Raw genomic sequence first — 11,953 nt, 5'->3', positions numbered from 1 at the left:
AAAGGTGGCTGCGGTGATCGGTTGGCTCGACAGGCTGCAACAGCGCAGCCGCGTCATCGGCTACATCCTCGCGGTGATCTACAAGTACGTCGACGACCAGGGCGGTTACCTCGCGGCGCTGATCACCTACTACGCCTTCGTCTCACTGTTCCCGCTGCTGCTCCTGCTCACCACCGTGCTGGGTGTGGTGCTCGTCGGCCGCCCGGATCTGCAGCAGCAGATCGTGGAGTCGACCGTCAGCCAGTTCCCGCTGATCGGGGAGCAGCTGGCACAGCCCGAACAGCTCAGCGGCGGGGCGGTCGCCGTGGTGGTCGGCATCCTCGGTGCGCTCTACGGCGGATCCGGTGTCGGACAGGCCGTTCAGAACGCGATGAACACGGTGTGGGCGGTGCCCCGCAACGTGCGTCCGGATCCGATCCGGTCACGGATCCGCAGTCTGCTGCTCCTGCTGGTGCTGGGGTCGGCGGCGATCGCGGCAACGGTGCTGTCCGCCGTCGGGCGGGCCGTCGACGATCTCGGCGTGTTCGGCACGGCCGGCGTCCTGGTGGGGACCATCGCGATCAACACCGGCATCCTGCTGGTGGCGTTCCGGACGACGACGAGCCGCGAACTCACCTACCGCCAGGTGCTGCCCGGCGCGCTCGCCGGAGCACTGGTCTGGCAGTTCCTGCAGTGGTTCGGCGCCGGCTACGTCGCGCGGACGGTCAGTTCGGCCAGCGCCACCAACACCGTGTTCGCCCTCGTCCTCGGACTGCTGGCGTTCCTCTATCTCATCTCGGTCAGCCTGGTGCTGTGCGCGGAGCTCAATGTGGTGCGGGTCGACCGGTTGTATCCGCGCGCGCTGCTCACCCCGTTCACCGATGCGGTGACCCTGACCTCCGCCGACCGCCGCACCTACACCCGTAAGGCGAAAGCCGAGCGGGTCAAGGGTTTTCAACACGTGGCGGTGACGTTCGAGGCCAACCGCTCAGACGCCCATGAGGTTCTCGATCCAGCTGCGGGCGAAGTACACGAGGAAGCCGGCGGCGACCACCCACAGCAGCGGGCTGATCTCGCGGGCCTTACCCGCGCCGGAGCGAACGACCACCCACGAGATGAACCCGACACCGATGCCGTTGGCGATGGAGTACGTGAACGGCATGGCAGCCACGGTGAGGACCACCGGTAGCACCACCGAGAACTCCGACAGCTCGATGTGCCGCAGCTGCGAGACCATCATCGCCCCCACGATCACCAGCGCGGCCGCCGCCACCTCCGTCGGCACGATCGACGCCAAGGGGGAGACGAACATCGCGGCGAGGAACAGGGCGCCGGTCACGAGGTTCGCCAGACCGGTGCGCGCACCCTCTTCGATGCCGGCCCCGGATTCGATGAACACCGTGTTGGACGACGCCGACGACGCGCCGCCGACCGCCGCGCCCGCGCCTTCGACGATCAGCGCGGAGCGCAACCGCGGGAAGGTACCCCGATCGTCGGAGAGACCCGCCTCCCTCGACAGCCCGGTGAACGTGCCCATCGCGTCGAAGAAGTTCGCGAACACCAACGTGAAGACGAGCATCACCGCCGCGAGGATGCCGATGCGTTGGAAGCTGTCGGTGAGGCTGAACTCGCCGACCAGCGACAGATCCGGGAACGCGAACGGCGAACCGGACAGCTGCGGCACCGACAGGCTCCAGCCGCCGTCCTTGTCCTGCGCCGAGCCCAGATCCCAGATCGCCTCGACGACGACCGCGATCGCGGTGCCCGCCACCAAGCCGATGAGGATGCCGCCGCGCACCCGCCGTGCGACCAGCACCCCGGTGACCAGCAGCGTGACCACGAAGATGACGGTCGGCACCGTGCTGATCGAGCCCAGCCCGTCGGTCCCGAGGCCGACCGGGGGCGAGGCCGAACCGGTCGAGCTGACGAAACCGGCGTCGACGAGGCCGATGAACAGGATGAACAGCCCGATGCCCGCGGTGATCGCCAGTTTGAGCTGCATGGGCACCGCGTCGAACACCAGCCGACGCAGCCCGGTCACCGCCAGCAGCACGATGATCAGGCCGTTGATGACGACCAGGCCCATCGCCTCGGGCCAGGTGACCTCGCCGACCACCGTCGTCGCCAGGAACGAGTTGATCCCGAGCCCGGCGGCGAAGGCGAACGGCAACCGCGCGATCAGCCCGAACAGGATCGTCATCACGCCCGCGGCGAGCGCCGTGGTCGCCGAAACCTGGGCGAACTGCAACGAGTTGCCCTCGACGTCGACCGAACTCGACAGGATGATCGGGTTCAGCACGATGATGTAGGCCATCGCGATGAACGTGACGAGGCCACCACGGACCTCGGCGCCGAGCGTGGACCCGCGTGCCGAGATCTCGAAGAAGCGATCGAGGCGATTCATGGGACGACCCTAAGGTGCACCGCCGCGGACGGCGAGTTACCACGGCGGCGGCGCGACGTTCCTAGATTGGGGCGGTGATCACTTCTGCGCCCCGGCCGCGCGATGAGACCCGTCTCGGCGCCGACCAGCTCGCCGCGCTCGCCGCGGTGGTCGAGTTCGGCAGTTTCGACGCGGCCGCCGCGCATCTGCACGTGACACCGTCCGCGGTGAGTCAGCGCATCAAAGCGCTCGAGCAGCGGGTCGGACAGGTGCTGGTGGTGCGGGAGAAGCCCTGCCGCGCAACACCATCGGGTGTCCCGCTGCTCCGGCTCGCCGCGCAGACGGCCCTCCTGGAGGCCGAGGCGCTCGGCGAGCTCGGCGGTCCGGGCGCCGCCCGCACGCCGCGGGTGGCGGTCGCCGTCAACGCGGACTCCATGGCGACGTGGTTCACCGCCGTGCTCGGCGACGTCGGCGACGTGTTGTTCGACCTGCGGATCGAGGATCAGGACCACTCGGCGCGGTTGCTGCGCGAAGGCGTGGTGATGGGGGCGGTCACCACCGAGCGCAGCCCCGTGCCCGGCTGCCGGGTGCAGCCCCTCGGGGTGATGCGGTACCTGCCCGTCGCAAGCGCGGCGTTCGTGGAGCGCCACCTGTCCGACGGGTTCACCGCGGCCACCGCGGCGCACGCCCCGTCGTTGGCGTGGAATCGTGACGATGCGTTGCAGGACATGTTGATTCGCAGGGCATTTCGCCGCGCGATCACCCGCCCGGTGCACTACGTGCCCACCGCCGAGGGGTTCGGCGCGGCGGTGCGCGCCGGGCTGGGCTGGGGGATGTACCCGGAACAACTGGCCGCGCCCGACCTGGCCGACGGTGCGTTCGTCCGCGTCGCCGACGTCCACCTCGACGTCCCGCTGTACTGGCAGTGCTGGAAGCTCGACAGCCCGCTCGTGGCCCGGCTCACCGCTGCGGTCCGGTCCGCGGCGGGCGGTCTGCCACGGCGGCGCTGAGAATTCAGACGCGCCCCTTGAGGATGAGGTTCCAGTAGGTGCGGGGCAGTACGTAGCGGTCGAACGCCCAGGCGATGCGACGGGATTCGAGCGGGTCGACGAACGACGGCAGCGACGATGCCACCGATCCGGATCGGTCGTACTCACCGGGGATCAAGCGGTGCGCGTCGGTCGTGACCGGCGCGACCGTGTAACCGTCGTACCGCTGGAGCTGTCGGCCGTCGCGGGCGGCGAGCAGGTTGTCGACCAGGATGGAGACCTGCCTGCGCAGCGCACCGCCCGACGGGTCCGTCTCGACGGCCGCGGCGTCGCCGGCCGCCCAGACCTCCGGGAATGCCCGGTGTCTGAGGGTCTCCGGATCGATGTCGATGAGGCCGTGTGGCTGCGCATCGGTCAGCCCCGAACCTTCCAGCCACCGGGCGCCGCGGAACGGCGGCACGAGATGCAGCATGTCGTACGGCAGGTGTTCGTCGCTGCCGTCGCGGCCGGTGACCGTGATGCTGCGCCGGCCGGGACTCAGTTCGGTCACCGCGGTGTCGAACAGGACGCGCACATTCAGAGCCCGCAGATGCTCGCGCAGTCGGGCGTCGATGCGCGGGGCCGGGACCAGCTCCGGGCGGTCGACCACCAGGGTGATGTCCACCCCGGGGAAGCGCCCCGTGCGCTTCCAGTGCGCGGCGGCGAGGAACAGCGGTTTGATCGTCGTCGCGGTGCAGCTCACCGGCGGGCGTGGCACGGTGAACACCGCGCGTCCTCCCCGAGGCATGGCCTGCACGAGCCGCCAGGTCTCCTCCGCGCGGTTCACGTAGTTGCTCGCGACTCCCGGCGCGTCCAGTGCGGTGTGGAGGCCCGGCAGCGCGCCGGTGTCGGGTACCAGGCCGGTGCCGAGGATGAGGTCCCGATAGCGGTACCGGCGGCCCGTCGCGCACCACACCGTGCGGTCGGACGCGTCGATCATCACCACCGAGTCCTGGAGCCAGGTGCACCCGCGTGGGGTCACCGACCGCTGAGTCCGCTCGGCGTCACGCATCGACGCCTGCCCGCCGCCGACGTAGGACAGCAACGGCCGGTAGGTGTGGACGCGCTGCGGTTCGATCAACGCGACGTCGGCGATGCCCTTGCGGATCAGGCGCGCGGCCGCACTCACCCCGGCGTTGCCGCCGCCGACGACCAGGACATCGAAGGAACGGTCGACCGGGTCGGCGGTGGTGTTCACGCGCAGGCGTTACCCGCGCGGACGCTTTGCCAACCATGCCGCGCTCGGAAGGTCGGTCCGAGACCTCTGCGCTAGGCTGCGGCGAGCACCGCCGGTGATGTCCAGCGAATGTGCGGGAGCCAGTGGCGTAAGGGGGGATCGCTGGTGCGAGCGCTTCGTCGGTGGTGGCGGCAACCGGACCACTTCGACTGGATCACCGGATACCTACGGGCCCGCGGGATGCTCGGGGTGGCGCGGTGGAATCTGGCGTTCAGCACCGCGGCGCTGGCGCTCGTTCCCGCGATTCTGGCGATGGGAGCGCAGGGGCCGGACGGCGGCGTCACCGAGGTGCTGACCCGGACCGCGGTGCTCGGCGGGCTGGTCGCCGCCGTGCTGTGGGCGCTTCGCTGGCCCACGCGCGGTCAGTCGGTCGCCTACATCCTGGCGGCGAACCTGTTCATCACACTGGCGTGCTGCGTGCAGGACGACCCGATGGTCGGGCTGATGGGCTGCACGGTCTTCGCCACCACCGGCGGGTACATCGCGCTGTTCCACACGCCCGGGTACATGGTGTACAACTTCGGCGTCGCGCTGTACGTCGGTGTGCTGCAGGCGACCCGGCTCGCCGTCGAGACCGCCGACCCGGCACTGGCCGTCGGCCTGCTCCTGCTGGTCCTGGTGCTCAACATCGCGGTCCCGTTCGCCGTGCAGGCCGTCGTCCACGCGCTCGGCGCGGATCTGCTGCGGGCCGCCCGCGATCCCCTCACGGGTCTGCTCAACCGGCGCGCGGTCTACCAGCAGATCGAGCACCTGCTGACCGCGCACCGCGACCGGCACGTCCATCTCGCGGTGGCGGTGATCGACCTCGACGACTTCAAACAACTCAACGACAGTCACGGGCACGCGGTCGGTGACGAGGCGCTCGTCGCCGTCGCCCGCGCACTGCGCGGCGGATCAGGCGAGACCGCGGTCGTGGGCCGGCTCGGAGGTGAGGAGTTCCTGATCGCCGACCTCCTCGAGGCCGGGCGGATCGACGACTGGGCCCAGCGCATGTGCGCCGCCGTGGAAGTGGTCCCGTTCCGGGTCACCGCCAGCGTCGGTGTCGCGGCGGTGTGCCTGCCGGTGGAGGGGGAGGGCCAGACCGTGATCCACACGCTCATCGGCGCCGCCGACCACGCCATGTATGCGGCGAAGCGTGCCGGCGGCAACCGGTTCCGTCACGACGACCGCACCGCGTGCTGCTGATACGTTGACCGCGATGGACGCGCCTGACGAATCGACGAACACCTGGTCACAGCGGCTGTGGAGCGAGACCGTGCCGATCTTCTCGGCGATCATGGCCCACCCGTTCACCGCGGGGCTCACCGACGGCACCCTGGATCAGGACGTCTTCGCGCACTATGTCGCCCAGGACGTGCACTATCTGCGGGACTACGCGCGGGCACTCGCCGTGGTCGGCGCGAAGGCCCCGACCCTGGCGGACACCGCGATGTTCGCCCGCCACGCCTCGGACATCGTCGAGGTCGAGTTGTCGCTGCACCGGACGCTGCTCCCGGAGATCGGGCTGGACCCCGCCGGCGTGGACCGGGTGCCGGTGGCGCCGACGACCCGCGCCTACACCAGCTACCTGCTCGCCACGGTCTACGGCGGCAGTTTCGCCGAAGGCCTCGCCGCGGTCCTGCCGTGCTACTGGATCTACGCGCGGGTGGGCGAAGAGTTGATCGGGCGTGGCTCGCCGGACCCCCGGTACCAACGGTGGATCGACAGCTACGGGGGTGAGGAGTTCGCCGCCACCGTCGCGCAGGTCCTCGACCTCGCCGACCGCACCGGTCCCGCACTGACGGCAGCGGAGGAAGCCGCCGCGCGCGCCCACTTCGTCACGACGTCGCGCTACGAGTGGATGTTCTTCGACGCGGCGCACCGCCGCGAGGTCTGGCCGGTCTGATCATGGTGCAGCATTCCTTCGACGCTCCCGTCCGACGCTGGGAGGACATCCCGGGCTGGTTCGGCTGGCGGCAGGCCCAGGAGGAGGCCGTCGCGCACTTCGGCGGCGGGGACCGGGCTGCCGCCCCCCGGTTCGTGGAGGTGGGCAGCTATCTCGGCCGGAGCCTGTGCTCACTGGCCGAGGTCGTGCAACAGTCGGGTCGGCGGATAGACATCGTCGGCGTCGACACATGCCGGGGGAGCGGTCCCGAAGGCGCCCGCGAGATCAACGCCCACGGACCCGCCGTCGAGTTCGGCGGAGGCACGTTCGCCGGGCTGCTGCACCGCAACGTCATCGCCTGTGGGTTCGCCGACACCGTCGCGCTCCTGATCACCGACTCGGTGTCGGCGTCACGGATGTTCGACGACGACTCGCTGGCGTGGGTGCACATCGACGCCCGGCACGACTACGAGAGCGTGTGCGCCGACATCGCGGCGTGGGCGCCGAAGGTGAGGCCCGGCGGCTGGCTGTCGGGGGACGACTACCACCCGGAGTGGTGGCCGGGTGTGGTGGCCGCGGTGAGCGACAGCCTTCCGGACGCCGGTGAGTGGACACCTGGGCAGTGGCGGTGGATCAAGGGGCGCGGGTAGCCGTTTACCATCCCGGCTCCCGGGTATGACGCGGGCCTCACGTCATCCTGCTCGAGGAGTTCTCATGGCCCGCGCCACCGTCTTTCATCAACTGCACGATCTCGGTCTCGCTGCGTGGTTCGGCGGCACCCTGGCCAACGCCGTCGCGCTGAACCCCGCCGCGGCAGCGGGGGGCGACCCCTCGCGAGCCGGCGCGGTCGCGAACGAGGGTTGGGACCGCTGGACCCCGGTGAACGCCGCCGCGATCGGGGTGCACCTGGTCGGCGCCGCCGGTCTGCTCAAACACGACCTCGGCCGCATGAAGGTTCAGCAGGGTGTGCCCACCATGGCGGCGACCAAGACGGTGCTGACCGTCGCCGCGCTCGGCGTCACGGCGTACAGCCGCATGCTCGGCCAGAAGGTCTCCGCGCACCGCGACGTCCCGGTCTCCGACGGCACCACGCCCGCTGCCACCACCCCGCCCGAGGTGGCGGCCGCCCAGAAGCAGCTCACCATGTTGCAGTGGGCGGTTCCCGCGCTGACCGGCGCGATCACCGCCATCGGTGCGTACGCCGCCGAGCAGTACCGTCCCGAGGAAGTGTCCAGAGGCCTGGTGCAGCGTCTGCTGCCGTCCTGATCCGGTCGGGGAGTCCTCTCGACGCCGACGCGCCGCCACAGTGGTCACCGTGGCGGCGCGTTCGGGCAAAGGTCGGATCAGGCGGCGGTGTGCACGTGGTGGATGTGATGCCTGCGCTTGAGCAGGAAGGTCAGCCAACGAACGTCGATGAGCATGTGTTTGCCTTTCCGTGTCAGGCTGTCTTGGTCAGGAGGGGGAGCAGGCGGCGCCGCGCCAGGATGCCCTCGCTGAAGTGATGCAGGGCCTCCGGAACGGATGCGGTCACCGGCATGTCTTCGAGAGTGCCGGAGGCGCGCAGCACCTGCAGAACGGGTTGGCTGCCGATCACCGACCATTCGACGTCGGCGTCGGCGCAACGGCCGTCGATGTCGTAGAACAGTGAGAGACCTTCTGCGGCAAAGGAACTCACACCACTGAGATCGAGGATGAACGGCTTCTCGGCGAGGACGAAGCGCCTCGCGTACTCCGCGACGCACGACAGGTTGTCGGCGTCGATGTCGCCCGTGACCGAGACGACCGTCGCGAGTTGACGGCAACGGGCCCGCATCCGGACGCGATCGCAGTCGAATGACGGGTTGCCATAGTGAAAGGCGCTGTGTGAACCAGTGGATGTGCTCGTGAGCGTCATGAGCGGTCTCCCGTCGGCGTTTCGCTGGAATGGCTTCGTTGTTTTGCCACCTCAACGTGACCCCAAAGTTATGCGGCGAATTTAAGGCCGCTGGGAGCTACCGCTAAACCTTTGGTAAGAGTTGCTATTCGCGGGACTCGTGATGCGATTGTTACCGGTCGGTATCCGTGTCGTGCCGCGGCTGCCCACCCGCCTGGGGACCGGTGTAGTTGACCCACGGGCTGTAGTCGGCCAGCAGGGGTTCCTGCGGTGGGCGCTGCTCCTCCGGGACGTGCTGGAGGTTGATCCGGATCCGGTACCAGATGGAGCTGGGGCCCCGCATCCCGTCGACGAGGACGTCGGGTGGCTCGAGCCGGTCCGCCGCGGCGGGATGGCGCGCACGCCAGGTGTCGAGTGCGGCCAGCGCCTCGTCCTTGGTCTTGGTGCGGGCGATCTCGATGAGCGGCATCACCGACTGCCGCCTGCCGGTGCCCCCTGAGCGCGTGGCGCCGCGCGGTGCCTTCTCGGCCGGCCCCAGCCGGTCGGCGAGATCGAGCAACGCGTCCAACCGCCCGGGATGATCGTCCATCGACTCCCACGGGTCCCCGATGGCGGCGTAGCGGGCGGGCACGGTCGCGACGGTGAACGCCTCCGGACGGCATCCCGGCACCTCGTCCCAGCGCAGCGGCGTGGACACCCGGGCGTCCGGGGTGGCACGCACCGAGTACGCCGACGCGACGGTGCGGTCGAAGGCGTTCTGGTTGAAGTCGACGAACACGCCTTCGCGTTCCTCTTTCCACCAGCGGCTCGTCGCCAGGTCCGGCGCGCGCCGTTCCACCTCACGCGCCACCGTCTGAGCCGCCAGCCGCACGAACTTGAACGGCCAGCGCGGTTCGATCCGGGCATAGATGTGGAAGCCGCGCGAACCCGACGTCTTCGGCCACGCGGTCAGCCCGTGATCCTCGAGCACCTCGCGCGCGACCAGCGCGACGTCGACGATCTGCTGCCATTCCACGCCGGGCATCGGATCGAGGTCGACGCGCAGTTCGTCGGGATGGGCGAGGTCGCCGGAGCGGGTCGGATGCGGATTCAGGTCGACGCATCCGACGTTCACCGCCCACGCCAGGCCGGCGGCGTCGTGGATGACCGCTTCCTTGGCCGAGGTGCCCGACGCGTACTTCAACTCGGCGACGTCGACGTAGTCGGGACGCTTGGCCGGCGCGCGCTTCTGGAACACGGCCTCCTCGGTGATGCCCTTGACGAACCGCTTGAGGATCATCGGCCGGTCGGCCACCCCGCGCAGGGCGCCGTCGGCGACGGCCAGGTAGTAGTCGATCAGGTCGATTTTCGTGATCGCGGGCCGGCCGCCGTACGCGTCGAAGACGACCTTGTCGGGGTGCGTGACGGTCAGCGCGCGACCGGCGATGTCCAGCGTCAGGCCCTGCGCCCGGGATCCGGCCATGTCAGCCATGGTAGGGACTGCCCGATACCCGCATCGGCTGCGACATGGCTCACATATTGTGGTGGCATGCCGAAGCTCACTGAACTCTCGTCGCAGGTTGCTGAGAAGGCCAAGCTCTATATCGACCGCGGTGCCGCTGAATTGCACTACGCCCGAAAGATGTTCGAGGCGGGCGCCTTACAGCTCGAACCGCCGCAGAACATGGCCGCCTTCGTCGCCGACATGCGCCGATGGGGTGAGTTCGGGATGATCCCGGCGCTCAACGCCCGTCGCACCCCGGACCGCCGCGCGGTCATCGACGACGAGGGGGAGATGACCTACGCCGAACTCGACGAGGCCGCCCACGCGGTCGCGCACGCACTGTTGGCCAAGGGGATCAAGGGTGGCGACGGCGTCGCGATCCTGGCGCGCAACCACCGCTGGTTCCTGGTCGCCGTCTACGGCGCCGCCCGCACGGGTGCGCGGATCATCCTGCTCAACAGCGAGTTCTCCGGTCCGCAGATCAAGGAGGTGTCCGAACGGGAGGGCGCCAAGCTGATCATCCACGACGACGAGTACTCCAAGGCGGTGTCGCAGGCGAAGCCCGAGAAGGGATTCCTGCGGGCGCTGCCCACCAATCCCGACAACAGCGAGCCGTCCGAGAGCGACGCCGAGACCCTGGCCGACATCGTCGCGCGCGGGGACAAGACACCGGCGCCCAAGGTGACCAAGCATTCGTCGGTCATCATCCTCACCAGCGGCACCACCGGCACGCCGAAGGGCGCCAACCGCAAGCCACCGCTGTCGCTCGCGCCGATCGGTGGCGTGCTTTCGCACGTGCCCTTCAAATCCGGTGAGGTCACCCTGCTGCCCGCACCCATGTTCCACGCGCTGGGTTACCTGCACGCCACCATCGGCATGATGCTGGGGTCGACGCTGGTGCTGCGGCGGCGGTTCAAACCGGCCACCGTGCTCGCCGACGTCGAGAAGCACAAGGCGTCGGCGATGGTGGTGGTGCCCGTGATGCTCTCGCGGATCCTCGACCACATCGAGACGTTGGACACCAAACCCGACCTGTCGTCGCTGCGGATCGTGTTCGTCTCGGGTTCGCAGCTGGGCTCCGAACTGGCGACCAGGGCCATGAAGGACATCGGCCCGGTCATCTACAACCTGTACGGCTCGACCGAGATCGCGTTCGCGACCATCGCCCGGCCGGAGGATCTGCAGAAGAACCCGGCGACGGTCGGCCCGGTCGTCAAGGGGGTGCGGGTCAAACTCTTCGACGAGAACGGCAAAGAGGTGCCGCGCGGTGAGGTGGGCCGGATCTTCGTCGGCACCACCTTCCCGTTCGAGGGGTACACCGGCGGCGGCCACAAGCAGATCATCGACGGGCTGATGTCCTCGGGTGACGTCGGCTACTTCGACGAGAACGGTCTGCTCTACGTGTCCGGACGCGATGACGAGATGATCGTGTCCGGCGGCGAGAACGTCTTCCCCGCCGAGGTGGAGGACCTCATCAGCGGCCACCCGGAGGTGGTGGAGGCGACCGCACTCGGCGTCGAGGACAAGGAGTGGGGACACCGGCTGCGGGCGTTCGTCGTCAAGGCCGAGAACGCATCGGTCGACGAGGAGGGCATCAAGAGCTACGTCAAGGAACACCTGGCGCGGTACAAGGTGCCCCGCGAGGTCGTCTTCCTCGACGAGTTGCCGCGAAACCCGACCGGGAAGATCCTCAAACGCGAGCTGCGCGATATGGATCCCGACGGCGGGAAGGCGGAGTAGGCCGCTAATCGCTCAGCGCCGACCCCGGCACGGACAGGCACAGCAGGAACAGCATGAACAGGAACCACCCTGCGCCGTGCCAGATCGGCCACGTGCCACGGAGTTTCCATACCCGGTAGGTCTGGACGAACGCACCCACACCGCCCGCGAACAGCACCACGGGAACGAGGACCGCGGCGATGAGCGACCGGTCGTCGGGAATCGCGTAGGCCGCGAAGCACACCGCCGCGACCGCGATCACCGCCACGTCGTACTTGACGGCCGCGCGGAAGGTCTGCGGGTCACGCCAGCGCTTCTCCACATCGTCGGTCATGGGCACCGGTTTCCCAGGACGCCACCGGGGAAACGGTCGACGCGGACAATCGA

The 11,953-nt window shown here is 69.2% G+C and carries 11 protein-coding genes and 1 pseudogene; 7 read left to right on the top strand and 5 right to left on the bottom strand.

Translation table 11 applies throughout. The features are described 5' to 3' along the window. The first annotated feature begins 13 nt into the window (after nt 1–13). Nucleotides 14–1,168 carry a YihY/virulence factor BrkB family protein gene (locus AU196_RS26365; RefSeq protein WP_197415793.1) on the top strand — a complete coding sequence of 385 codons (1,155 nt, stop codon included), beginning with the start codon at nt 14–16 and terminating at the stop codon, nt 1,166–1,168. A 9-nt stretch (nt 1,169–1,177) separates the two neighbouring features. Here AU196_RS26365 and AU196_RS26125 read toward each other — a convergent pair. Further along, nucleotides 1,178–2,293 (bottom strand): annotated as a pseudogene (locus AU196_RS26125) (NCS2 family permease); the annotation flags it as partial. Nucleotides 2,294–2,460: 167 nt separating this feature from the next. Between AU196_RS26125 and AU196_RS14080 the strand changes: the two are divergent. Continuing rightward, complete coding sequence (locus AU196_RS14080; RefSeq protein WP_502687261.1) at nt 2,461–3,372, top strand: LysR family transcriptional regulator ArgP; 912 nt, start codon at nt 2,461–2,463, stop codon at nt 3,370–3,372. A gap of 4 nt (nt 3,373–3,376) precedes the next feature. On the opposite strand, the gene AU196_RS14075 is transcribed toward AU196_RS14080, so the two are convergent. Further along, complete coding sequence (locus AU196_RS14075) at nt 3,377–4,588, bottom strand: NAD(P)/FAD-dependent oxidoreductase (RefSeq protein WP_059095699.1); 1,212 nt, start codon at nt 4,586–4,588, stop codon at nt 3,377–3,379. 144 nt (nt 4,589–4,732) lie between these two features. Here AU196_RS14075 and AU196_RS14070 point away from each other — a divergent pair, with 144 nt between their 5' ends. From AU196_RS14070 to AU196_RS14055, 4 genes are all read left to right on the top strand, one after another. Continuing rightward, nucleotides 4,733–5,812 carry a GGDEF domain-containing protein gene (locus AU196_RS14070; RefSeq protein ID WP_059095698.1) on the top strand — a complete coding sequence of 360 codons (1,080 nt, stop codon included), beginning with the start codon at nt 4,733–4,735 and terminating at the stop codon, nt 5,810–5,812. 13 nt (nt 5,813–5,825) lie between these two features. Continuing rightward, nucleotides 5,826–6,512 (top strand): thiaminase II, encoded by a 687-nt coding sequence (tenA, locus tag AU196_RS14065; protein WP_059095697.1) that lies wholly within the window; start codon nt 5,826–5,828, stop codon nt 6,510–6,512. A 2-nt stretch (nt 6,513–6,514) separates the two neighbouring features. After that, nucleotides 6,515–7,141, top strand: coding sequence for a class I SAM-dependent methyltransferase (locus AU196_RS14060; protein WP_059095696.1), 627 nt, complete (start codon nt 6,515–6,517; stop codon nt 7,139–7,141). Nucleotides 7,142–7,205: 64 nt separating this feature from the next. Further along, nucleotides 7,206–7,757, top strand: coding sequence for a hypothetical protein (locus AU196_RS14055; RefSeq protein ID WP_059095695.1), 552 nt, complete (start codon nt 7,206–7,208; stop codon nt 7,755–7,757). 172 nt (nt 7,758–7,929) lie between these two features. On the opposite strand, the gene AU196_RS14050 is transcribed toward AU196_RS14055, so the two are convergent. Together AU196_RS14050 and AU196_RS14045 are read right to left on the bottom strand one after the other, a co-directional pair. After that, the gene (locus tag AU196_RS14050; RefSeq protein WP_059095694.1) at nt 7,930–8,385 is read right to left on the bottom strand and encodes an STAS domain-containing protein; all 456 of its coding nucleotides are present in this window, start codon (nt 8,383–8,385) and stop codon (nt 7,930–7,932) included. Between the two features lie 151 nt (nt 8,386–8,536). Then, on the bottom strand, nt 8,537–9,826 hold the full coding sequence (locus AU196_RS14045) for a DNA polymerase domain-containing protein (RefSeq protein WP_197415789.1): 1,290 nt from the start codon (nt 9,824–9,826) through the stop codon (nt 8,537–8,539). A 66-nt stretch (nt 9,827–9,892) separates the two neighbouring features. On the opposite strand from AU196_RS14045, the gene fadD2 reads away from it, so the two are divergent. Beyond that, nucleotides 9,893–11,587, top strand: a complete 1,695-nt coding sequence (fadD2, locus tag AU196_RS14040) for a long-chain-fatty-acid--CoA ligase FadD2 (RefSeq protein ID WP_059095692.1) — start codon at nt 9,893–9,895, stop codon at nt 11,585–11,587. Between the two features lie 4 nt (nt 11,588–11,591). Here the strand turns inward: fadD2 and AU196_RS14035 are convergent, their stop codons facing one another. Beyond that, nucleotides 11,592–11,900 (bottom strand): hypothetical protein, encoded by a 309-nt coding sequence (locus AU196_RS14035; RefSeq protein WP_059095691.1) that lies wholly within the window; start codon nt 11,898–11,900, stop codon nt 11,592–11,594. Nucleotides 11,901–11,953 lie beyond the last annotated feature (53 nt).

Source organism: Mycobacterium sp. IS-1742 (genome assembly GCF_001500125.1).
Classification (GTDB): Bacteria; Actinomycetota; Actinomycetes; order Mycobacteriales; family Mycobacteriaceae; genus Mycobacterium.
This window is presented reverse-complemented; position numbering and strand designations above follow the sequence as displayed.